Annotated in this window: 16 protein-coding genes; 4 read left to right on the forward strand and 12 right to left on the reverse strand. The window is 63.3% G+C overall.

The genetic code is table 11. The annotated features are described in order from the left end of the window. The first annotated feature begins 69 nt into the window (after positions 1 to 69). From M1P90_RS02025 to M1P90_RS02035, 3 genes are all read left to right on the forward strand, one after another. Positions 70 to 555 (forward strand): hypothetical protein, encoded by a 486-nt coding sequence (locus tag M1P90_RS02025; protein ID WP_483700985.1) that lies wholly within the window; start codon positions 70 to 72, stop codon positions 553 to 555. 291 nt (positions 556 to 846) lie between these two features. Then, on the forward strand, positions 847 to 1,392 hold the full coding sequence (locus M1P90_RS02030) for a carboxymuconolactone decarboxylase family protein (protein WP_483700986.1): 546 nt from the start codon (positions 847 to 849) through the stop codon (positions 1,390 to 1,392). A 3-nt stretch (positions 1,393 to 1,395) separates the two neighbouring features. Then, on the forward strand, positions 1,396 to 3,069 hold the full coding sequence (locus M1P90_RS02035) for an ATP-binding protein (RefSeq protein ID WP_483700987.1): 1,674 nt from the start codon (positions 1,396 to 1,398) through the stop codon (positions 3,067 to 3,069). A 50-nt stretch (positions 3,070 to 3,119) separates the two neighbouring features. Here M1P90_RS02035 and M1P90_RS02040 read toward each other — a convergent pair whose 3' ends face one another. The 12 genes from M1P90_RS02040 to M1P90_RS02095 form a co-directional block, all read right to left on the reverse strand. Next, entirely contained in the window at positions 3,120 to 6,332 is a 3,213-nt protein-coding gene (locus tag M1P90_RS02040; protein ID WP_483700988.1) for an excinuclease ABC subunit UvrA, read from the reverse strand. A 153-nt stretch (positions 6,333 to 6,485) separates the two neighbouring features. Further along, positions 6,486 to 7,148, reverse strand: a complete 663-nt coding sequence (locus M1P90_RS02045) for a dienelactone hydrolase family protein (RefSeq protein WP_483700989.1) — start codon at positions 7,146 to 7,148, stop codon at positions 6,486 to 6,488. 127 nt (positions 7,149 to 7,275) lie between these two features. Further along, positions 7,276 to 8,040 carry a metallophosphoesterase family protein gene (locus M1P90_RS02050; RefSeq protein ID WP_483700990.1) on the reverse strand — a complete coding sequence of 255 codons (765 nt, stop codon included), beginning with the start codon at positions 8,038 to 8,040 and terminating at the stop codon, positions 7,276 to 7,278. Between the two features lie 278 nt (positions 8,041 to 8,318). Further along, on the reverse strand, positions 8,319 to 11,276 hold the full coding sequence (locus tag M1P90_RS02055; RefSeq protein WP_483700991.1) for a GAF domain-containing protein: 2,958 nt from the start codon (positions 11,274 to 11,276) through the stop codon (positions 8,319 to 8,321). Positions 11,277 to 11,507: 231 nt separating this feature from the next. Then, positions 11,508 to 12,260, reverse strand: a complete 753-nt coding sequence (locus tag M1P90_RS02060; RefSeq protein ID WP_483700992.1) for an ABC transporter permease — start codon at positions 12,258 to 12,260, stop codon at positions 11,508 to 11,510. A gap of 84 nt (positions 12,261 to 12,344) precedes the next feature. Next, entirely contained in the window at positions 12,345 to 13,286 is a 942-nt protein-coding gene (locus tag M1P90_RS02065) for an ATP-binding cassette domain-containing protein (RefSeq protein WP_483700993.1), read from the reverse strand. An 88-nt stretch (positions 13,287 to 13,374) separates the two neighbouring features. Next, positions 13,375 to 14,004 carry a GNAT family N-acetyltransferase gene (locus tag M1P90_RS02070; protein WP_483700994.1) on the reverse strand — a complete coding sequence of 210 codons (630 nt, stop codon included), beginning with the start codon at positions 14,002 to 14,004 and terminating at the stop codon, positions 13,375 to 13,377. Positions 14,005 to 14,104: 100 nt separating this feature from the next. After that, positions 14,105 to 15,808 (reverse strand): choline dehydrogenase, encoded by a 1,704-nt coding sequence (gene betA / locus M1P90_RS02075; protein ID WP_483700995.1) that lies wholly within the window; start codon positions 15,806 to 15,808, stop codon positions 14,105 to 14,107. Beyond that, positions 15,805 to 16,641 carry a MerR family transcriptional regulator gene (locus tag M1P90_RS02080; RefSeq protein ID WP_483700996.1) on the reverse strand — a complete coding sequence of 279 codons (837 nt, stop codon included), beginning with the start codon at positions 16,639 to 16,641 and terminating at the stop codon, positions 15,805 to 15,807. Before M1P90_RS02080 ends, betA begins: the two co-directional genes overlap by 4 nt. A 155-nt stretch (positions 16,642 to 16,796) precedes the next feature. Next, on the reverse strand, positions 16,797 to 18,875 hold the full coding sequence (locus M1P90_RS02085; protein WP_483700997.1) for an ABC transporter permease: 2,079 nt from the start codon (positions 18,873 to 18,875) through the stop codon (positions 16,797 to 16,799). 5 nt (positions 18,876 to 18,880) lie between these two features. After that, on the reverse strand, positions 18,881 to 19,909 hold the full coding sequence (locus M1P90_RS02090) for a quaternary amine ABC transporter ATP-binding protein (protein WP_483700998.1): 1,029 nt from the start codon (positions 19,907 to 19,909) through the stop codon (positions 18,881 to 18,883). An 84-nt stretch (positions 19,910 to 19,993) separates the two neighbouring features. Further along, positions 19,994 to 20,968, reverse strand: coding sequence for an ABC transporter substrate-binding protein (locus M1P90_RS02095; RefSeq protein WP_483700999.1), 975 nt, complete (start codon positions 20,966 to 20,968; stop codon positions 19,994 to 19,996). On the opposite strand from M1P90_RS02095, the gene M1P90_RS02100 reads away from it, so the two are divergent. Beyond that, positions 20,967 to 21,107 (forward strand): hypothetical protein, encoded by a 141-nt coding sequence (locus M1P90_RS02100; protein WP_483701000.1) that lies wholly within the window; start codon positions 20,967 to 20,969, stop codon positions 21,105 to 21,107. The two genes, M1P90_RS02095 and M1P90_RS02100, sit on opposite strands and share 2 nt — an antisense overlap. The last annotated feature ends 112 nt before the right edge of the window (positions 21,108 to 21,219 follow it).

Raw genomic sequence — 21,219 nt, forward strand, 5'->3', positions numbered from 1 at the left:
CCAGGGCCAGGCCCCAGCATGGTGTAATGCATTCAGGCAAAACGAGCTGTGAATGCAATGGAGGGCACCATGAACGCAAATCTGCAACTTCGGCCTTCGCTCAAGAAGAACTGGCGCAACTGGCGGTGGATGGAAATGATCGTGGCAAGCATCATCGTTGTGCTGGTAGCGGGAGGGCTGGCCTATCGGCTTGCGCCGCGCAACACACCGCTGCTCTCGGCCCTGCCCGACCCGGCCGCCCCCAGCATGATGCGTTACATTCAGGCGCACGAGGCGCTGAGCGCGCCAGCGGCAATCGACCCGGTGGCGTCGGCAACGCAGAGCTACATTCGCGCACACGAGGTGCTGAGCGCGCCAGCGGGAGTTGACCCGGCAGCTTCGGCAACGCAGAACTACATTCAGGCGCACGAGGCGCTGAACGCGCCAGCGGGAGTTGACCCGGCAGCTTCGGCAACACAGAGCTACATTCAGGCGCACGAGGCGCTGAACGCGCCAGCGGCAATCGACCCGGCGGCGCAGAGCGTGCTCGACTATCTGCGGATGCACGCAAACTAACAGTCGTATCATTCCCGTTGTTTCTCACAACAGCATCCACCGAGCAAGCCCCTCGCTCGGTGGATGCTGTTGTGAGCGCGCCCGCTGCAGCGAGCGCGATCAAAGTGTTTCAGCCGCGCTCCCTGTGCTGGCATCGCCACAATGCGCCACATTATCCCTGATTACGAGTGATGATCGCATATTGTTTTTGGTTTGAATGGGTTCTTCTCTTCTTTCTTGCGCCATTTCAGGGTACCATAGCCATGCCACGACCTGCCTACATCCATGCAGCCATATAGTAAGGAGCAAAGGATGAACACCTTCCCACTTATTCCCGAAGAAGAAGCGACCGATCCTGAAGTGGTGGCAGTGTACGATGAAATTCGGCGCGAACTGGGATTTGGAATGGTGCCGAATATCTTCAAGTCTATGGCCATCCGCCCGACGCTGCTCCGCGCCAACTGGAACAAGTTTCGGGCGACCATTCTGCAAGGCTACCTGCCGCGCACCCTCAAGGAAATGGTTGGTGTTCTGATCTCGCAGGCGAATGGCAGCGAGTATGCGCTGCGCGTGCACCTGCATGGCCTCAGCGCGCTTGGCATGTCGGAAGAAGTGCTGCACATGCTGGTGCGCGACTACGAAAACTGCCCCTTGCCCGACCGCGACAAAAGCATTTTGCGCTTCGGCCTGCTCGCCGCCACCGATCCGCTGAAGCTCAGCGAAAACGATTATGCAGCCTTGCGCAAACACCACCTGAGCGACGAAGAAATTTTCGAGGTGATTGCGACCGCCGACATGTTTTCGTCGGTGAACGCCTACACAGACAGCGCTCGTGTGCCGATTGATAATCTTGGGTAGGATATGCCGCGTCGCGTTGTTCGCCCGCTGCCATCGCTTGAAAATCAGCTGCACGAGCTAGACTCGGCTGCGCTGGTTGGGCAGGTTCGCTCGTTACTCGCTGAAGCGCAGGCTCTTTCGGCGCGCCTGGCTGCGCTCAACGAAGTAACGCTGGCGATGCAGACCGACCTTTCGTTTGAGGGCGTGCTGCAGGTGGTAACGCGCGAGGCGCGCTGGCTGCTCGATTTCCAGTATTGCTCAGTTGCGCTGTGCAGCAGCGATGGCGCGACGTACCAGGAACAGGTGCTGCTTGGCGAGCAGGATGCTACACGCCGGCGAACGTATGCGCGCGAGGCCGGGGCAATTGGCCAGGCGTTGGTGAATGGTCATGCCCTGATTCTCCATGAACTCAATCAGGCCGACGCACCTTCGGGGATGCGATCGGCCCTGATTGTGCCTTTGCGCAGCGGTGGCAGCGACTTTGGCACCCTTAACTTCTACGCCACCGCCCCACGCCATTACTCCCAGGCCGATTTACGGTTTGCCTCGGCCTTTGCGGGCCAGATATCGGCAGCCCTGCAGAATAGTCGCAGGTTTGCGACGGTTCAGCAGGCGCGCAATGATCTGCGCACCGTGCTTGAGTCGATTAGCGATGCGGTGCTGGTGATCGACGCAGATGCGCGCGTGCGCCTGATCAATCGTTCGGCGCAGCGCATGTTTTCGGTGCCGGAAAAAGGCATTGTGGGGCGGCCGACGCTCTGGTTTCGGCGGGTGCGCTATACCCGCGAAAAACCCTTGATACCCCCCGAAACGTTTCGTGATCTGGTGCGTGCCTGGCAGGCGCAGCCGCGCACCGCCGCAAGTGGCACCTGCCAGCTGGCCGATGGCCGCCATTTCGAGTGGGCCTACGCGCCACTGCGCGGCGTGGGCATTGCCGCCGGGGCGGTCGTTTCATTCCGCGATATCAGCGCGCGTGTCGAGCTGGAGCAGATGCGCGATGACATGCTGCATATGCTGGTGCACGACCTGCGCACCCCGCTCACCGGCGTGATCATGGGTATCGACATGCTGATGATGCCGGGTGATTTTGTTCCGCCCGACGAGCGCCATGCGCTCTTGTCGCAAACCTATCGCGCCGCCGAGAGCTTGCTCGAACAGCTGAATACGGTGCTGGATGTGCGCAGGCTCGAAGTTGGGCGCATGGAACTGGATTTAGTGCCGCTCAGCGTAGCAGATCTGATCGAGTACGCGCTTCAACCAATGAAGGCGCTGATACAGCATAACAAACAGACCTTGCGGCGCTGGGTTGGCGACGACCTGCCCGTGGTGGCGGGCGACGTGCGCCTGCTGCAGCGCGTGCTGGAAAATTTTCTGGGCAATGCGATCAAGTTTGCGTCGCTGGAAGGCGAGCTGGAGATCGGCGCGCGCTATCAGGCCGATGCGGGTTGCGTGCGCGTGTGGGTGGGCGATAATGGGCCGGGTGTGCCCGAAGTGCTGCGCGAGCGAATTTTTGAGAAGTATAGCCAGGCACCGGGCGAGGAGCGGCGCGGCACTGGCTTGGGTTTGGCCTTCTGCAAGCTGGTGATCGTGGCGCACGAAGGCACTATTGGTATGGAAGATCGGCCGGACGGCGGGAGTATTTTCTGGTTCGATCTGCCCGTTCACGCCGAAGATGCAGCAACGCCGCACGCGGAGTGACGTGCGGCGTTGCTTTTATATCCACAGGCTACGCAGATACGCTATTGGTGTCAGGCCGCAATCTCCTGCTCGGCCGGCACCAGAACTTCGCGCAGGAAGTAGCCGGTGTGCGAACCTTCGACCTGCGCGACATGCTCGGGCGTTCCTTCCGCCACCACCTGCCCGCCGCCGTCGCCGCCCTCCGGCCCCATGTCGATGATCCAGTCAGCGGTCTTGATCACATCGAGGTTGTGTTCGATCACGACCACGGTGTTGCCCGCATCGACCAGGCGGTGCAGCACTTCCAGCAGGCGCTGCACGTCGGCGAAGTGCAGGCCGGTGGTTGGCTCGTCGAGGATGTAGACGGTGCGGCCGGTTGCGACGCGCGCCAGCTCTTTCGCCAGCTTCACGCGCTGCGCCTCGCCGCCTGAAAGGGTGGTGGCCGGCTGCCCCAGCGCAATGTAGTCCAGCCCAACGTCGTGCAGCGTCTTCAGGATGCGCTTGATGCGCGGCACATTGTCGAAGAACTCCAGCGCCGTCTGCACATCCATCTCCAGCACGTCGGCGATGCTCTTGTTCTTGTACTTCACCTGCAGCGTCTCGCGGTTGTAGCGCTTGCCCTTACACACATCGCAGCGTACCCAGACATCGGCCAGAAACTGCATGTCGATACGCTTTTCGCCATTGCCCTCGCACGCCTCGCAGCGCCCGCCCTTGAGGTTGAACGAGAAGCGCCCAGCCTCGTAGCCGCGCAGCTTAGCTTCGTTGGTTTTGGCGAACAGGTCGCGGATCAGATCAAACAGCTTGACATAGGTGGCCGGGTTCGAGCGCGGCGTGCGGCCGATCGGCTGCTGGTCGATGTCGATCACTTTGTCGAGGTGCTCAAGACCGTTCAGCGCGCGGTAGGGGCCGTGCTTGAGCTGGGCTTTGTTCAGGCGGTTCGCGAGCGACGGGTAGAGCGTTTCGGTGATCAGTGACGACTTGCCCGATCCCGAGACGCCGGTGATGCAGACAAACGAGCCGAGCGGCATGCGCACGCTGACATCGCGCAAATTGTTCATGGTCGCGCCTTGCAGCTCGATCCACTGTGGCTCGGCTGGCGGCGCTGCGGCTTTAGCCTTTTTGGAAGCCGTTTTCAGCGCCTTTTTGCCCAGCGGCAGGCGCGCAGCATTGACCTCTTGCGGGCCATCCAGGCGCGCAGTGCGGCGCACGGCTGGCACGGCAATTTCGAGCTTGCCCGAAAGATACGCGCCCGTCTTCGACTCGGCCACCTGCGCAACCTGCGCGGGCGAGCCGGCCGCCACAACTTCGCCGCCCTTGACGCCCGCGCCCGGCCCAAAGTCGATCAGAAAGTCGGCCGCCTGCATGGTCTCCAGGTCGTGCTCGACGACGATCACGCTATTGCCGAGGTCGCGCAGCTTCAGCAGGGTGTTGAGCAGCTTGCGATTGTCGCGCTGGTGCAGGCCAATGCTGGGCTCGTCGAGGATGTACATCACGCCAACCAGCCCCGAGCCGATCTGCGAGGCCAGGCGGATGCGCTGCGCCTCGCCACCCGAAAGCGTGGGTGCAGGGCGGTGCAGCGTCAGGTAGTGCAGGCCGACGTTCAGCAGGAAGCCCAGCCGCTCGCGGATCTCTTTCAGGATTTCGCCGGCGATCTCAAGCTGGTACTCGGTGAGGGTGCCTTTGCTTGCGTGACCATTGGTCGCGATTTCCTGGCTGGTAGGCTGCGAATCGCCACCCGACAAAGTCAATGCCCAGTCATACGATTCGCCAATATTCTGCGAAACCACGCGCTGGATTGACAGATCGCCCACCGTCACGGCCAGACTTTCGGGGCGCAGGCGCGCGCCTTTGCAGGCCGGGCAGGGCTGCTCGCTCATGTACGAGGCGTACATCTCGCGCGTCCAGTCGCTGTCGGTCTGGTTGTAGCGGCGCATGATTTCGCTTGCCAAACCTTCCCACGGGCGCATAAATTCACCACGCGAGCCACCCGCGTCGCTCCAACTGAAGCGCACTTTTTCCTTGCCACTGCCGTGAATCACGACGTCGCGCGAACGCTCGGGCAGATTCTCCCATGGCATGTCGAGATCGAAGCCGTACTGGCGGCCAATCGAGGCCAGGCAGCGGTAGGCCCACGAGTCTTTCTTCTTGCGCATCTCGCCCCAGTAAGGCACCGCGCCTTCATGCAGCGAGAGCGATGGGTTTGGCACGAGCAATTGCGGGTCGAGCTCCAGGCGTGTGCCGAGGCCGCTGCAGCTTGGGCAGGCGCCCTGCGGCGCGTTGAACGAGAACATCTGCGGCGACAGCTCGGGGAAGGAGATGCCGCAGTGCGTGCAGGTGTTTTCCTCGCTCATCAGCCATTCTTCAGGGGTCTGGGGTTTGGGGTCTGGGGTCTGGTCACTCGCCTGTGGTTCTTCGGCGTTTCCTGATCCCTGAGCACTGCTCCCTGATGCTTGAATGCTGATCAGCACCATGCCCTCGCCCACGCGCAACGCCTGCTCGATGCTGTCGGTCAGGCGGGTGACGAACGAGCTCCACTCGTCAGGCTCGTCGGTCTGCGCCCGGCCCTTCGGGGCAGAAGTGCCATTCGAGCTGCCGTTTGTAGAGTTCGAGCTATGGCCTTTGGTGGTTGGTCGTTCGTCTTTGTGCGGCATCGCCAGGCGGTCGACCACCACCTCAATGGTGTGCTTGACCTTTTTGTTGAGCTTGATATCCTGGCTCAGCTCCATCATCTGCCCGTCGACGCGCACGCGCGAAAAGCCCTCGGCCCTGGCCTCAGCAAAGACATCTTTATACTCGCCCTTGCGCTGCGAGACCAGCGGGGCCAGCACCATGAAGCGCGTGCCAGCCGCCAGCGTCAGCACGCGATTGACCATCTGCTCGGCCGATTGCGAGCCAACTTCGCGCCCGCACTGGTGGCAGTGCGGCGTGCCGACACGCGCATACAGCAGGCGCAGGTAGTCGTAAATTTCGGTGACGGTGCCGACCGTCGAGCGCGGGTTCTTCGAGGCGCTTTTCTGCTCGATGGCGATGGCTGGCGAAAGGCCGCCGATAAAATCGACCTTGGGCTTTTCCATCTGGCCGAGGAACTGGCGCGCATATGCCGATAGCGATTCGACATAACGGCGCTGCCCTTCGGCATAGAGTGTATCGAATGCGAGCGACGATTTGCCCGAGCCAGACACACCCGTCAGCACCACGAGCTTGTCGCGCGGCATCTCAAGATCGACGTTTTTGAGGTTATGTTCGCGGGCGCCTTTGATGACGATCTTGTCTCTCGACATGGCAGATATTCCTGATTCTACTGCAAGATAAAACGCCGCTTCATCGCGCGCTGTCGCTCCGATGCGGCGTCGTAAATCTGAACGGGTGTGCGAGAATGAAGTATAGCACCCGGCCTTTCATCCGTCAAAGCATTAGCACGAATTGCGCCGCTGCTATGCCCCTGCCTCAAGCTGCTGCGCCAGGAATGCCAGCGTGCGCTCCCAGGCCAGCTCGGCGTCGGCCGGGCGGTACTCGGGGCGGTCGTTTTCCATAAACCAGTGCTGCGCCTCCGGGTAAACGTAGAACGTAACATCGCGGCCAGCCGCGCGAATTTCGCTTTCCATCTCGCGCACGCCATCCAGCGGCTCCATGTCGTCCTGTTCGCCAAAATGCCCCAGGTAGGCCGCGCGCGCCGGGCTGTGGTCGAGGCCGGTGTACGCGCCATACATGACGACTGCCGCCCGCACATCCTCGGGGCGCTCGGTTGCCAGCACTGCCGCCCATGCCGCGCCAAGCGAAAAGCCCAGCACGGCGACCGGGCCATTCACTGCGGGGTTTGCGCGCAGGGTGCTGAGCGCATCGTTGGCAATTTCGTCCAGGCGCTCGTTGGGGTGCTGGCCGCGCAGCGCTTCCGCGCCCTCGATGGTGTCAGTAGTATCGCCTTCGTACAGGTCGGGCGCGAGCGCCACAAAACCCGCCTGCGCCAGCCGGTCGCACACACCCTCGAAGAAGGGCGTGAAGCCCCACCAGGCGTGCAGCACCAGCACGCCTGGCGCGGGCGTTGTGCCGGGCTGGGCCAGGTAGGCGCGCGCCCCGCTGTTTGGAAGATCAATCATGCGCTATTCCTCTCTGCTCGTATGCGCGTGTCTGGCGTAGAGTGTAGCAGCAAATGCGGCAGGAATCGACCCTGATTAGAAACAAATTTGCGATATGTGTGGGCATCGGCGGGGCATGTGAGGCAGCTTATGCAGTGCGGCTGGCGCCTATTTCCATTGGCGTGAAGACCGCAAGTGCCTCGGCTTCGGAGGGAATGTGGAGGACATTATTGTCGGCAAAATCGTCGCGCTGCGGGTAGCTGGTTGCGCGAATACGGGCAGCGGCGCGCTCGTGGTCGTAGCTGGCGCGGCGCGGCTCGATGCCGGGGCCAAGCAGCAGCCAGTGCGCGCCGGGCTCGCCGTAAGGCATTCCGACGCTGCCGGCGTTTACCACGCGCACGCCACCGATCTGCCGGTCGAAGGGCATGTGGGTGTGGCCGCACACAACCAGCGTGGCATCCGTATCGCGAAAGGTATCGAGCAGCTGCGCTTCGGGCGTCGTGCGCGTGAAGACGGGCGTGTCGCTGCGCGGGGTGGCGTGGCAGAACAGGACCGTGCCAAGACCAGGGATGGGCAGGCGCAGCGTCAGCGGCCAGCTTGCGAGAAAGCGACCATCGTCGGGGCCAAGCTGGCGCGCTGCCCAATCGACAATTTCCCGCACGTGATCGGGCAGCGTGTTGTCGGGAACCGCGCCGGCCATGCGCTCGGCGATCTCGCGGTCGGCGTTGCCGCGAATGAAATGCACGGGGAGCGTCAGCGCGCGCAGGCATGCCAGGGTTTCGGTGGGCATTGGGCCGGCCACGACGTCCCCGCCCACGACAATCGCGTCGGCCTCGGCGCGGGCGATCTGGTCGAGCGCGGCTTCGAGCGCGGGCAAGTTGCCGTGGATGTCGTACAGCGCAGCAATTCGCACGAGAAGGTCTTTCTTCTGGGAGACGTATAGAAAAATAACCGAACCACCAAGACACGAAGGCACCAAGAATCAACAATGGTGAGGTAGCATGCAACAGTGGGGAAATGTGCGGTGGAATGGGTGCTCTGGTGCTGAAGCCTGGCTGTTTGTGAAACTAAGATTAGAGCAGCGGCGCTAGTGCATTATCAAGAAAGCAATGCGGGAATCGGGTAAGAGTTTTTGTATTGCAATCACCAAACCCTATCCCCTATTCCCTAAACCCTGCGCGTTCACGCGCACTAGTGCGCGTTTTCCTTGACCTCGTACTCGATCTCGTAGATCTGCACTGGCTCTTGCTTGCCCTTGAGGTAGACGCGGTCGCTTTTGCGGATGGGCCAGGGCGCATCCCACTCGCCCGGCAGCGCGTCGATCAGCTGGCTGGCGACAATGATCTGCCCGGCGTGGGCGATGCCATTGAGGCGGCTGGCGGTATTGACAACATCGCCAATCAGGGTGTAGTCCATGCGTTGCTCGGAGCCGATGTTGCCGACGACCGCGCGCCCGTAGGCAATGCCGATGCCCATGCCGATCTCGCGCTTGAGGTCGGTGATCCAGCGCTCGCGCAGGCCAGCGAAGGCGCGCTGCAGATCGACGGCGGCGAGCAGGGCGCGCTCCACGTCGTCGTCGCGGGCAATCGGGCTGCCAAACACGCCGATCAGACCATCGCCCAGGAACTTGTCGATCGTGCCGCCGTGGCGATACAGCGCCTCGGTCATCGCGGTAAAGTAGCGATTTAGCACCTGCTCGACCAGCACGCGCGGCGGCAGGCCCTCGGTCAGGGCCGTATAGCCGCGAATATCGGCAAAAATCACCACCACATCGCGCTCGATTGGCGCGCCAATATCGCCGCCGCCGGCCAGCACTTCTTCAACCACCTGGGGCGACACATAGCGGCGGAACATGCTGCGCAGGCGCTCCTGCTCGCGGCGCTCAAGCTCTTTGATCGCGGTGATATCCTGCAGCACCGTCACCCGCCCAATCAGCTCGTTGTCGGCGCCGTGCACGGGCGCGATGCTGACGTTGAACGTATCGCCCTCGGGCAGCACCACTTCATTCAGCGGGTAGGAACTGTGACCATTGCCGTTGCCGTTGCGCTTGTCGCTCAGGGCGTGGAGCAGATCGTCGTGCTTGATCAGCGCGGACAGCGGCTGCTGCTCGGCGTGAACGGCCAGGCCCAGGCGCTCGTGCGCTGCGCGATTCGCCAGCAGCAGGCGGTCGTCGGGCCCGATCAGCAGAATTGGGTCGGCCGCGCCGCCGAGCACCGCGTCGAGCGTGCTGCGCTCTTCCGTCACTTCGCGGTACAGGCGCGCATTTTCCAGCACCTGCGAAAGCAGGCTGGCCACGGTTTCGAGCAGGCTGGTTTCGGCGTTGGCGAATTGCCGGGCGCGCCCGGTGATGTCGAGCACAATCGTGCCAATGCGGCGGCCGCTATTGATCAGCGGGGCCAGCACCAGCGCCTCAATTCGGTGCTCTTGAAGGGTTGCGCGCACGGTTTCCACACGCGCATCGCTGCCCGTGTCGGCAATCACCTGCACGCCGCGCAGCTCCAGCGCGGCCAGATCGTGCATGGGCAGCGGGAAATGAATGTGCGAGCCGGCGGTGGCAGGCTGCGCGCTGTGGTTCGCTATACGCACGCCGCCGCGCCGCTCGTCGCCCAGCATCACAATGCCGCAATTGTCGATCCCGAAGATGGTGGCAATCGCCGCCGATGCCACGCGCAGGTTGTCGTTCGCGTCGAGCTGGGCGGTCACCGCCACGGACATGGCGTTGACGTTATTGAGCTGCCGCACGCGGCGCTGCTCGGTATCGAAGAGCTGCGCATTCTCGACCGCGACGCCGAGCTGGCCGGAAAGCGTATCGAGCAAACGAATATCGTTTGGGCCGAACGCGCCAACTGCCTCGCTCTCGACGTTCATCACGCCAAAGACCTCACGCGCCGTCAGGATCGGCACCGAAAGCTGCGAGCGCGTGTCGGTCGTGCCCAGCCCTGCCACCCAGCGCGGGTCGTTGCGCACGTCGCCCACGCACAGTGGCTCTTGCTGCAGCGCAGCGTGGCCGGTGATGCCCTGGCCAATCGGGATGCGCCGGCCCATGCGCGATTCTTCGTCGGAGATGCCGGCCACCGCGCGCACCACCAGGTCGTCGCCATCGCGCAGCAGAATGGAAACCGTTGGGTAGCCAAAGGTTAAGTGCACCAGGTACGAAACCAGCCGCACAAGCTGCTCGGGCCGCATCAGCTCGGTGAGCAGGCGGCTCACCTGATTGATACGCTGGAGTTCTTCGTTGCGGCGTTCGAGCAGGTCGTTTTGCGAGCGGGTCAGGCGGAACAGTTCGGCATTTTCCAGCGCGATGGCGCTTTGCGCCGCCACCGAGTCGAGCAGGTCGAGGTGCTCGGGCGTGAAATAGCCGGGCGTGTGGTGCACCAGCGTGATCGCGCCAAGCGCCCGGTCTTCGCGAATAATCGGCACCGCCGCGACGCTGCGCACCATCTGCTGGTGCGGCGTAGTTGCTACCCAGCGCGTGTCTTCGCGCGTGTCGACAATAATCGCCGGGGCGCGCTCGCGCAGCACCCAGCCGGCAATGCCGTCGCGCACAATGTCGGTAGGCACGACCTTGGGGCGGTTGCGGATGCTGGAGAATAAGCGCGGCTGCTGCTCGGTCGTCAGAATAATGCTGGCGCGCACCGCGCCCACCGCGTCGGCAAGCCGGTCGAGGAAGTGCGTCAGCAGCGCCTCGAGATCGAGCGTGGTGCCTAGCTCGCGGGTCAGGTGCAGCAGCAGCTCGGTTTTGCGCTGCTCGGCGCGCAGCGAGCGCTGGCTGCGCTGCAGGCGCAGCATGGCGCGCACGCGGGCCAGCAGCTCGGCAAACTCAACCGGCTTGACCAGAAAATCGTCTGCGCCAGCGTCGAGTGCCATCACCTTGGACTTGGCATCGTTGCGCGCCGTGACCAGAATGACTGGAATAAAGGGTTTTTCGGGATTAGCCTTGATGCGCTCGGTGACCTGCTGTCCGTTGATGCCAGGGAGCATCAGATCCATGAGCACAAGATCGGGCGTGACCAGTTCCATGTAGGCGAGGGCTTCTTCGCCAGTGGAGGCCGTGGAAACGCGGTAGCCGGTTTCGTTCAGCAGGAGCTGCAGCATCCTTCGGATGCTGGCATCATCGTCAACAACTAAGATGTGCGCCTGCTCAGTCATGAGAGCGCTCCGCGACGAGAGGGTAAAAAAGGGGCCGATGCCCCGTGTGTATTGTAGCCGCACGGCGGCGATTTTGCAATAGAGCGGATTGTGACGCTTTCGCGATGAATTGGAAGTTTACGCTGCACAGTAGACGGCAAAATAATCCACAGATGTACAAGAACCGGGAACCGGCGTGCACTTGTTAACCATCAAAATCGTATTTGTGTAATCTGCGGATAGTAGTCTGCCCTAGCGAATTGTGCGCTGGAACGACATGAGCGCCAGCGCCATGCCCAGCGTGGCGAACAGCGCCGTCACCGCAAACGAGATCGGCAGCGCAATGGTGGCGGTGCCGCCAAACGTCAGGCCACGCAGCGCGTCGATCAGGTAGGTGGTGGGGTTGGCGAGCGCAATCACCCTGATCCAGCCCGGCATGTTCACCAGCGGGTAGAGCGCGTTTGAGGCGAACAGGAGCGGCAGGTTGAACAGAAAGATCAGCCCGTGGTAGCCCATGATGCTTTTCGAGCGCGCGGCAAAGGCCAGCGCAATGCCCGCAAAGCCAATCGTGAAGAGCGCCAGCAGAATCACGAGCGCCAGACAGCCGAGCGGGTTGGCGGTGATCCGCGCGCCCATCAGCGCGCCGACAATCAGGATAATTGCGGCCTGGAACAGCGCCTTGGTGACGGTGCTGGCGGCGTTGCCGAGCAGAATGCTCAGGCGCGGGATCGGCGCGGCCAGGTATTCCTTCAGAATGCCGCGCAGCCGCTCGTCGAGCAGCGCCATGCCGCCGCCAACCGCGCCGCCCAGGGCGGTGAGCGCCAGCACACCCGGCAGCATAAACGACATGTAATCGCTGCCGCCGACGTTGCGCACCAGCGCGCCCATGCCCACGCCAAACAGCACCACCCACAGGATGGGCTGGAGCAGCAGGCCGCCAAGCTCCTCGCGGTTGCGGAAGAACTTGGTCATGTGTTTCGACCAGATGGTGATTGTTGCATTCATAGTGTTGAATTTTGAGTTTTAAGTGCTGAATTTTGAATAGCCATATGCTGTATTCAAAACTTAGCACTCAACATCCAGAATTGGCTAGTCGCGCAGCGCGCGGCCCGTGTATTTCAGAAAAACATCGCCCAGGCTCGGGCGAACGATTGCCACATCTTCGATCTGGAAGCCATTGCCGCTGGCCTGTGCCACCACCTCCGCCAGGCGCCGCCCGCCGTGATCGACGCCAAGTTCCAGGCCATTTTCGTGCGGCGCGATGGTTTCCACAAACGGCAGCGCGCGGAGCTGTGCCTCCAGATGGCCCGTGTCGCCGCTGCCGCTGATGCGAATGCGGTCGGCACCAAGCGCGGCCACCAGCGCGGCCGGCGTTCCTTCGGCAACCTTGCGCCCGCCGTCGATGATGCCGACGGTGTCGGCCAGCGCCTCGGCTTCTTCCATGTAGTGCGTGGTGAGCAGCAGCGTCAGGCCGCGCTCGCGGCGCAGCATGCGCACGTAATCCCAGATCGTCGCGCGATTCTGCGGGTCGAGCCCCTGGGTTGGCTCGTCGAGGAACACGACTTCGGGGTCGGTCATCAGGCCGCGCGCCAGCTCGAGCCGGCGTTTCATGCCGCCCGAGTAGGTTTTCACCAGGCGGTCGATTGCGTCGCCGAGCTGCACCAGTTCCACCAGCTCGTCGATGCGCTGGCGGCGCAAGGCGCGCGGCTGGCGATACAGGCGGCCGTGAATGTCGAGCACCTGCCGGCCGGTCAGGTCGGGATCGATTACAAGGTCCTGAAAGGTGACTCCAATGCGCTTGCGCACCTCGCCGGCCTGGCGCTGCACGTCGAAGCCGGCTACCTGCGCGCTGCCGGCAGTGGGCTGAGCGAGGGTGGTCAGGATGTTGATCGCCGTGGTTTTGCCCGCGCCATTCGGGCCGAGCAGCGCGTAGATCGTGCCGCCCGCCACCGCCAGGTCGACGCCGTCAAGCGCGGTGACGCTGCCGTAGCGCTTGACTAAGCCCTGGGTCGCAATCATCGAACGTGTCACAGAACGGTCTCTCAAAAAACGAACCAGGGCGCGTTGCACGCTCCTGGCTCGTGAAATTCGCCTCGGTACGCAGCTTGTGCGAACGCGGCTATTGTACCACGTCTGGCGCGTCTGCTTGCTGCGCCGCGTCATTCCAGCGGATGCCAACCACCTGAAACCAGGGCGGCTCGCTTTCGGGGTTCGTTTCGATGTGCATGCCGACCCTGCGCATCACGCCAATCGAGGCGTGGTTGCTGTGCTCGGTCGTGGCAATGATGCGCTTCAGGTTGAGGTGCGCAAAGGCATAGTCGATCAGGGCGCGCGCGGCCTCGCTGGCGTAACCCTTGCGCTGGTGCGCCAGCCCGATCTGCCAGTACAGCCCGAACTCGGGCGTGAAGCGCCGCGCGCTGGCAAGCTCTTCATTCCCGCGCAGCGCAGGCAGCAGGCCAAATGGCCCCGTGGCAGGCGTGTAGCCGCACGCGCCAATCAGCTCGCCGCTGCTCTTCAGCACGATTGCGCGGTCGCCATAGGGCGGCTGGTACATCCACGCCAGCTGGTCGTAGTTCAGCACGCTCCATTCGAGCCAGGTGCGGCGCTGCTCGCGTGTCTGCGCGCCGGCGGTGCCGGTTTCGGCATCGGCCTGCTCCAGGTCGATAATACGATGGATCGCGTCCAGGTCGCTCAGCGCGAATGGGCGAATGATCAGGCGCTCGGTTTCCAGGTTGGGCATGCGCGTCATGGAGTCTCCTTAGGTCTGGAACGGTGGCGCGTAGACGCACCCCCTTCGCCACGCTCGGCGCTACTCAGGATGCGCCCGTCGGCGTTTTCCACCTTTCATATCACTCAACTACGGCGTGCTCGGCGCGAAGCGGCTGCACTGCCGGTGCGGGCTTCTGGTGGCGGTAGAAGTTGACTTTTGCGGGCGTGAGCGGCGTGTTACTCATAATCAGGTCGGCGGCCTTTTCGGCCAGCATGATCGTTGGCGCGTAGATATTGCCGTTTGTGACGTAGGGCATCACCGAGGCATCCACCACGCGCAGGCCATCCAGGCCGTGCACTTTCATCGTCGCCGGGTCGACCACGGCCAGCGGGTCGGTGCCCATCTTGCAGGTGCACGAGGGATGATACGCTGTTTCGCCATCGCGCGCCACCCAATCGAGAATTTGCTCGTCGGTCTGCACATCTGGCCCGGGCGAGAACTCGCCGCCATCGAACTCCGCGAAGGCGGGCTGGCGCAGAATTTCGCGCGCGCAGCGAATGGCCTCGACCCACTCGCGGCGATCCTGCGCGGTCGAGAGGTAGTTGAAGCGCAGGGCCGGGTGCTGGCGCGGGTCGGTCGATTTGAGCTTCACGGTGCCGCGCGCGTCGGAATACATCGGCCCGACATGTACCTGGTAGCCGTGGCCGCCCTGCGGCACGGTGCCGTCGTAGCGGATGGCGAGCGGCAGGAAGTGGAACATCAGGTTCGGGTAGTCGACGTCCTCGTTGCCGCGCACAAAGCCGCCCGCCTCGAAGTGGTTGGTTGCCGCCGGGCCGCGCCGAAAGAACAGCCACTGGAAGCCGATCCACGGCTTGTTGTACCACAAGAGCGCCGGGTAGGCCGAAACCGGCTGCGTGCAGGCGTGCTGCACATACACTTCCAGATGATCCTGCAGGTTTTCGCCCACGCCCGGCAGATCGTGCACCACCGGGATGCCCAGTGCCTCCAGCTCGGCGGCGTTGCCCACGCCCGAAAGCTGCAACAGCTGGGGCGAGTTGATTGCGCCGCCACAGCAGATGATGTCGCCGGCATAGGCGCGCTGCGCCGCGCCGCGCCCAACGGTGTATTCCACGCCCACGGCCCGCTGCCCTTCGAACAGAATGCGCGTGGTGAATGCTCGCGTCGTCACCGTCAGGTTGGGGCGATTGATGATTGGGTGGAGGTAGGCGCGCGCCGCGCTGAGCCGCCGCCCGTTGTGGACGTTGCGGTCGAACGCGCTGAAGCCTTCCTGGCGGTAGCCGTTCACGTCTTCGGTGAGCGGGTAGCCAGCTTCCTGCACCGCCGCAAAAAAGGCCCCGAACAAGGGCGAGTTGGCTGCGCCGCGCTCAAGAATCAGCGGGCCGTCGTGGCCGCGAAACTCGTCGCTGCCGTGCAGGCAGGTTTCCATGCGCTTGAAGTAGGGCAGACAGTGCGCGTAATCCCACTCGGCCATGCCCGCGTCGGCGGCCCAGCGCTCATAGTCGAGCGGGTTGCCGCGCTGGAAGATCATGCCGTTGATGCTGCTGGAGCCGCCGAGGATTTTGCCGCGCCCGTGCGAGATGCGGCGGTTGTGCATAAATGGCTCGGGCTCGGAGTGGTAGCGCCAGTCGTAGAAGGGGCTGCCGATCGGGTAGGTGAGCGCCGCCGGCATGTGGATGAAAATGTCCCAGAGCGAGTCGCGCCGCCCGGCTTCGAGCACCAGCACGCGGTGGCCCGGGTCGGCGCTCAGGCGCGCGGCCAGCACGCAGCCCGCCGAGCCCCCGCCGACAATGATCGTATCGAATCGCTGGTTGTTTGCGCTCATGGCCCACCCTTCATTGCAACAGGAATCTGGATTTCGGTAACAAACTGCGCCGGGTCACCGCCGACCTGGTAGTTCAGGTAGATTTCGCGCGTTGGCGTGGCAATGCGGTAATTGTTGGTATCGATCCAGCGCAGAATGGCGGTATTCGCCTGGATCAGCGTTTCGTCGTATGGCCCGTGATGCACCACGCAGGCCATTTCGGCCACGCCCGGCAGCTCGCGCACTTCGATGCGGCCCGCGCCCGTTGCTGCCCCGGCCAGCTCGATGCCAGCCTGCACCTGTATGCCCTGCGCCTCGCTATCGTAGAACAGCGCCAGGCGCGGGCCAGATGCGCGCAAGCCGTGCTGCTGCAAAAAGGCGTCGAGCTCGGCATACAAGCCAATGAAAATCGGCTCGGAGCTGATGTAGTCGGGGATGCTGCCCCGCACCATCGCGGCCCACTGCGGCTCGATCCGCTTGAGCACAATCTCGTAGTCGCCCAGCGCGTCTTCCTGCTCGATCTGGCGCAGGCGCGCCGCAATGCGCGCCAGCTGGGCGTGCTCGGCCGCCACGCGCCGTTCGACCTCGGCGCGCTTCATCACCAGCATGCCGCGCAGCTGCTCAGCAGTCAGGTCGCCGCGCAGCACTTCGGCAATCTGGTCGAGCGAAAAGCCCAGGTCTTTCAGCGCCAGAATGCGGTTCAGGCGCGGCAGCTGATCGATTGAGTAGGAGCGGTATTCCGTCAGCGGATCGACCGCAGCGGGCTTCAAAAGGCCGAGCTTGTCGTACAAGCGCAGCGTTCGCGTCGAAACCTGGGCGATGCGGGCAAAACTACCAATTCGGATTGTGCTCATACTATAAACCTTGACGCTACGTTAAAGTCAATTCTTTTCACAAAGAATCATGGCAGTTGCGGAAAGAGCTATTTTCCACTCCGCGCAGCGAAAAACGCAAAGGCACGAAGATCGATCTTCGTGCCCGGGGCGCTGCGTTTATTCGGGACGAAACGCTATTCCCTGGCGGCCCACGCCTGCGAAATCCGGTCGAGCATAATCGCCAGCAGCACAATCGAAAGGCCCGCCTCGATGCCGCGCCCGGTCTGGTTGCGCGCCAGGCCCGTCACCGCTTCCAGGCCCAGGCCCTCGCCACCCACCAGCCCGGCGATGATCACCATCGCCAGCACCATCATGATCATCTGGTTCACACCTGCCATGATCGAAGGGCGGGCCAGCGGCAGCTGCGCCTTGATAATCGTCTGGCGGCGGGTCGAGCCAAATGCGCGCGCTGCCTCGACGACCTCGGCGGGCACGTGGCGGATGCCCAGCTCGGTGAGCTTGATGCCCGGTGGGATGGCGTAGAGCGCGGCGGCGATCAGGCCCGGCACGCGCCCAACGTTGAACAGCATGATCACTGGCACAAGGTAGACAAACGTCGGGATGGTTTGCAGGAAATCGAGCACGGGCCGCAGCAGATTGCGCATCAGCTCGCTCTGCGAAGCCAGCACGCCCAGCGGAATAGCCACCGCAACCGTCACCAGCATGGTCACAATCACCTGGCTGAAGGTGTCCATGCTTTGCGGCCACATGCCGAGCAGTCCGATGGCGAACATGCCAAGCGCGCAGAACAGGGCCAGCCGCCGCCCGCCGGCCCAGAAGCCCAGCGCGGCCATGCCCAGCACCAGCACCGGCCAGGGCAGGATGTCGCGCAGCAGCGTGCGCATCGGGTTCAGCAGGTAGATCGTCAGGAAGTTGCTGAGCGGCCCGGTGCCAAAGGGTGTGTTGCCGATCTGGTACAGGTTGTCGCGCATCCACGCCACCGCCGCGTCGGCGGGGTCGCGCAGCGAAAGGCGCAAACCTTCGGGGAAACTGCCAAACAGCACTACGGTATCGAGCAGGTAGATGATCACAATCAGCAGCACGCTATTGATCAGCGGCGCGGCGGCGCGAATGCGGCGCTGTGTCTCGGGCGTGCGCGCCAGGCGGCTGAGCAGCGCGGCCGGAATCGCGCCGAGCGCGCTCAGGCGGTTTGCCACGCGGTAGATGCCGCTTTCCCATCGCTCGGGCACCCAGGTTGGCAACTGCAAAGTGCGCGGCCGCCCGAGGTCGGAAAAATCGAGCTTGCTCAGCGCGTCGCTCAGCCGGTCGAGCATAATTGCCAGCAGCACAATCGCCAGCCCGGCCTCGAAGGCCAGCCCAACCTGCAGGCGCTGCAATGCCACCAGCACCTCGCGCCCCAGCCCGCCTGCGCCGATCATCGCGGCGATCACGACCATGCCCAGCGCCATCATAATCGTCTGGTTCACGCCCACCATAATCGAGGGCAGGGCCAGCGGCAACTGCACCTGAAACAGCAGCTGGCGCGGGGTCGCGCCAAACGCGCGCGCCGCTTCAATCGCGGGCGGGCTGACCTGCCGAATGCCCAGGCTGGTCAGGCGAATTGCGGGCGGGATGGCGTAGATCAGGGTTGAAACCACCGCTGGCACGCGGGCGACGCCAAAGAACAGCAGCACCGGAATGAGGTAGACAAACGCCGGCATGGTCTGCATTGCGTCGAGGATCGGGCGCAGGGCGCGGTCGAAACTGTCGCTGCGCGCGGCCAGAATGCCAAGCGGGATGCCAATCAGCAGCGCGCACAGCACCGAAAAGGCCATCAGCGCCAGCGTTTGCATGCTCTGCTCCCACAGGCCGAACATGCCCATCAGCATGAGCGCGACCATGCAGCCCAGTGCCAAACGTGCGCCGGACAGCAGCCAGCCCAGCAGACCAAAGCCGGCCACGACCGCAACCCACGGCGCGCCCAGCAGCATGTCTTCCGCAAAGCGCATCCCGAAGTCGATGGTTGCGCTGAGTGGCGTGAAGAAATACTGAAAGAGCGGATGCGTGGCGCGGTTGCTGATCACCCAGCCCTGGAAGGCGTCGATTGGCGCGCGCAGGCCCAGGTTCCACTGTTCGGGGAACTGGCTGCTGAACAGCGGCAGCAGCTGCCCGGCGAGCCCGGCCAGCAGCAGCAGGCCCAGCACGGCCAGCGCAGGGGCGAGGCGCTGCCACAGCGGGCGCGCAAGCGGCAGTGGCTGTGCGTGTGTCGCCATGGGCTTTACTCCTGCGTAACCAGCGCTTGCAGCACTTGCGCCCGGTCAATCACGCCCAACGGCGTGCCATTCGCCACTAATACCGGGCGCTCGGTTTCGAGCAGCAGCGGCATGAGCAGCTCGATGCTGGCGTCGGGCGCGACCTGCGGGCAGCCGCTCGGGTCGAAATCGGCCGGGCAGGGCGCCATAATTGTCGCGGCGGTGATGACCTTGGCGCGTGGCGCATCTTTCACGAAAGCGTTGACATAATCGTTCTTTGGGTGAAGTACTAATTCTTCGGGCGTGCCAACCTGCACAAACTGGCCGTGCCGCATAATTGCGATGCGGTCGCCCAGCTTCAGCGCCTCGGCAAAGTCGTGGGTGATAAAGATGCTGGTTTTGTGCAATGTGCTTTGCAGGCGCAGCAGTTCGTCCTGCATTTCGCGGCGAATCAGCGGGTCGAGCGCGCTAAACGGCTCGTCGAACAGCAGAATCTCGGGGTCGACCGCGAGCGCGCGCGCCAGGCCAACGCGCTGCTGCATGCCGCCCGAAAGCTGGCGCGGCAGGTGGTATTCCCAGCCGGCCAGGCCCACCAGCTCGATCATCTGCGCGGCGGTTTCGAGGCGCTCGCGCTTAGGCATGCCGCGCACCTCCAGGCCATAGGCCACATTGTCGATCACGCGGCGGTGCGGGAACAGGCCAAAATTCTGGAACACCATGCTGATCTTGTGGCGGCGCAGCTCGCGCAACTCTTCGTCGCCCATCTTCATGATGTCGCGCCCGTCGAACAAAATCTCGCCGCGGGTTGGGTCGCTCAGGCGCGAGATGCAGCGCACCAAGGTCGATTTCCCGCTGCCCGACAGGCCCATCACGACAAAGGTTTCGCCCTTCTGCACCTCGAACGACACGCCGCGCACCGCGACGACATGGCCGGTTTGCTCGAGCACCTGGGCGTGCGTTTGCTCGGGGCCGATCTGCGCGATTGCGCGCTCGGGCGTGCGCCCGAACACCTTCCAGACATCACGGCAGACGATTTTGGCGCTGGCTTCGCTCACGGTTGTGCCTTTTCCATCCAAGTCGGCGGCAGGCAGCCGGCACTGCGCCACGCTGCTCGCTGCCTGCTGCTCGCTGCCTGCTGCTTATTTCGCCGGGATCCAGGCCTTCCACACGCTCTCGTTCTTGCCGATCCAGTCGCGCGCGGCTTGCTCGGCGGTTTTCTTGTCCAGCTCCACCGCCGCGATCATGCCAATCTGATCCTTGTCGGTGTACTGCATGTTCTTCAGGAACTGATAGGCGTCGGGCGCTTTGGTTTTCAGCTCGCCCCAGGCGATCTTGAACAGCACGTCCTTCGGGTAGTCGCAGCTCACGCCACCCGACGACGCTTTGGAGTAGCAGTCGTCGCTGTACTCGGGCAGCTTCACCGCCGTCAGGTCGTACTTGGCGTGGATGGAGTGCGGGGTCCAGAAGTAGAACAGGATGGGCTGCTTGCGGCTGTAGGCCGAATCGAGCGCGGCCAGCACGGCCTGCTCGGAGCCAGCGCGCACAACCTTCAGGTCGAGGCTGTTGTTCTTGATGATATCTTCGTCGTACTGCACCCAGCTCGGGTCGCCGGCCAGGAACTGGCCCTTGTCGCCCGACTCGGCTGTTTTGAACAGTGTCACGTCTTCGGGCTTCTTGAAGCCGTCGATCGTCGCCAGCTCGGGGTGATCCTGCACGACGTAGGTTGGCACGTACCAGCTGATCTTGCCAACCACGCCGAGCGGCCCGAGGTTCTCAACCACTTTCTTTTCGTCAATATACTGCTTGACGTTGGCGGCGTGCCCGGAAGGCCAGACCTCCAGGCTCGCGCTCAGGTCACCATTGCCAAGCGCGGCCCACTGGGCATTTTCGTCGATTGTCACCAGCTCGACTTTATAGCCAAGCTGCTCTTCCAGCAGAATCTTCGCGACGTTGACATTAATTGAAGAACCAGTCCAGGCATTTTCAGCGAGCTTGAGCGGAATTTTGGCCTGGCTGGCGGTGCCGCCGCTGCCACACGCAGCCAGGATGAGCGCAACCAGCACGAGCACGGCTGCCAGGGTTCCGATCCGACGGGGGGCGAGGCGTTGGTTCATGAAGACCTCCTGTGCGAAGCTGATCCGTCATGCAATGGCCGGGCGAACTGCGCGCCTGCACGCAGACAAGCCCGCGCTGACCGGGCAGGCGGGTGGTGCGATCGGCGCGGATGTGCGTTTGGCTGAGCGACTGCGGTAAAATCATGCCCGGCGTGCTGCATGCTGAGCGTTTGTTGCGCATCCTGCAACTGGTACGACCGCGTCACAACGATGCTCTTTTTGGCTTGGGCTTGGTGTATGTCGAGTATATG

Source organism: Kouleothrix sp. 19917 (assembly GCF_057073505.1).

Bases quoted from the DNA above. Each gene is read 5' to 3' on its own strand.
- M1P90_RS02080 (WP_483700996.1), bottom strand. From the start codon at position 16,641: ATGAGCACAATCCGAATTGGTAGTTTTGCCCGCATCGCCCAGGTTTCG.
- M1P90_RS02045 (WP_483700989.1), bottom strand. From the start codon at position 7,148: ATGATTGATCTTCCAAACAGCGGGGCGCGCGCCTACCTGGCCCAGCCC.
- M1P90_RS02085 (WP_483700997.1), bottom strand. From the start codon at position 18,875: ATGGCGACACACGCACAGCCACTGCCGCTTGCGCGCCCGCTGTGGCAG.
- M1P90_RS02060 (WP_483700992.1), bottom strand. From the start codon at position 12,260: ATGAATGCAACAATCACCATCTGGTCGAAACACATGACCAAGTTCTTC.
- betA (WP_483700995.1), bottom strand. From the start codon at position 15,808: ATGAGCGCAAACAACCAGCGATTCGATACGATCATTGTCGGCGGGGGC.
- M1P90_RS02030 (WP_483700986.1), top strand. From the start codon at position 847: ATGAACACCTTCCCACTTATTCCCGAAGAAGAAGCGACCGATCCTGAA.
- M1P90_RS02095 (WP_483700999.1), bottom strand. From the start codon at position 20,968: ATGAACCAACGCCTCGCCCCCCGTCGGATCGGAACCCTGGCAGCCGTG.
- M1P90_RS02100 (WP_483701000.1), top strand. From the start codon at position 20,967: ATGAAGACCTCCTGTGCGAAGCTGATCCGTCATGCAATGGCCGGGCGA.
- M1P90_RS02040 (WP_483700988.1), bottom strand. From the start codon at position 6,332: ATGTCGAGAGACAAGATCGTCATCAAAGGCGCCCGCGAACATAACCTC.
- M1P90_RS02025 (WP_483700985.1), top strand. From the start codon at position 70: ATGAACGCAAATCTGCAACTTCGGCCTTCGCTCAAGAAGAACTGGCGC.
- M1P90_RS02055 (WP_483700991.1), bottom strand. From the start codon at position 11,276: ATGACTGAGCAGGCGCACATCTTAGTTGTTGACGATGATGCCAGCATC.
- M1P90_RS02035 (WP_483700987.1), top strand. From the start codon at position 1,396: ATGCCGCGTCGCGTTGTTCGCCCGCTGCCATCGCTTGAAAATCAGCTG.
- M1P90_RS02070 (WP_483700994.1), bottom strand. From the start codon at position 14,004: ATGACGCGCATGCCCAACCTGGAAACCGAGCGCCTGATCATTCGCCCA.